Genomic DNA, 1,394 nt, shown 5'->3' with positions numbered 1-1,394 from the left:
GGCTCTTCAGAGTTGAGTGTGGTTGGAGGCATCTAGGCCTCCTGCGATGAGGAGCATTCGGAGTTGGTAGTTGGTGGGGTTGCGGTAGCCTCTGGCGGTGCGTCTTCCTAGTTCGATGATTCCGTTGATGGCTTCGGTGGGGCCGTTGCTGGCTCCTCCTGTATCGAAGTAGGCCAAGAAGGCGTCCTTCCATTTGCGTAGGGTTCGACCCAGTCGGGCGATTTCGGGGATGGGACACGTTGGTAGGCGCTGGATGAGATGAGCGGCCAGGCGTCGGCCTTGGGCGGGTGTGGCTTGATGGAAGACGTCGCGCACTTGCTGGGCGCAGTGGTAGGCGACTTCCACACTGATATGCGCCTCATCTGCCGTGAAGGCCTCACGGAGTCGTTCTTGTTGACGCTTCGTGAGCCGATCACGCGAGGCGCGCAAAAGATTGCGGATCTGATAGAGAGGATCACCCTTGCGCCCGCGGTGACCGGTCGTGTCTTGCTGGACGCGACGACGCACCTCATCGAGAGCGTCACCGGCGAGCTTGACGATGTGAAAGGCATCGAGCACGCTGGTGGCGTCTTGGAGCTGGTCATCAATGGCGTTCTTATATCCCTGGAAGGGATCCAGCGTCGCGATCTGGATACCGGAGCGAAAGTCTTCGCCGCGCTCGGCCAGCCAGTTCTTGTACACGGTGCCAGACCTTCCCGGGACCAGATCCAACAAGCGGGCCGTGGGATGATCCTCCCCTCGCGTCAGGTCGACGATGCCGGTGAGCTCACGGGGCCCTCGTCGGCGTCGGTCCTGGTGGTGCCACACGTGCTCGTCAACCCCCAGCACCCGCACCCCTGAGAAACGGGCGGGGTCATCAGATGCGGCTTGCAGACACGGCTTGATATGGGACCACACGGTATTCCACGTGGTTCCTAACTGGCGGGCCAGCCCCGAGATAGTGGCTCCCTCGAAGCGCAACTGTCGGATCGCCCAGCGGATCGCCCGAACACCCAGACGCGCCCTGGGAGCACACACCGAGTGGTTCTGCTCAGCGAAAGTCGTGATCTGGCAGGTATGTTCGCGGCATATCCAGCGTCGCTTATGCCACCGGATCCGCACCGGGACCCCGGCCCAGGGCGCGTCGATCACCTCCACCACCACACGCCCATGACCTTGAGCGATCACCCCACAATCTGGGCACCCCGCCAGCTGGTTGCACGACTCAACATCGAGCACCAGAGCATCTGGGGTGCGAACCGCACTCATCAGATGGAAGCCCTCCAAGTCGACGAGCAGATCACACCGATCACAACGATCAAGCGACACAGAGCAGCAGCAGGTAGGGTGAGACATTGTCGAGGTCCTTGACGACAGCGGGGGTAGAAGTCCGCTCATCATCAAGGACCTCGACC

General features: G+C 61.7%; 1 protein-coding gene. It reads right to left on the bottom strand.

Annotated elements, in window-relative coordinates; translation table 11 throughout:
* Window positions 1-6 precede the first annotated feature (6 nt).
* Window positions 7-1,248: an ISL3 family transposase gene (locus HMPREF2528_RS02535; RefSeq protein WP_049342008.1), complete on the bottom strand. Its 1,242-nt coding sequence runs from the start codon at window positions 1,246-1,248 to the stop codon at window positions 7-9.
* Window positions 1,249-1,394 lie beyond the last annotated feature (146 nt).

This window comes from Rothia sp. HMSC078H08 (assembly GCF_001808955.1).
In the GTDB taxonomy this organism is placed as follows: domain Bacteria; phylum Actinomycetota; class Actinomycetes; order Actinomycetales; family Micrococcaceae; genus Rothia.
This window is presented reverse-complemented; position numbering and strand designations above follow the sequence as displayed.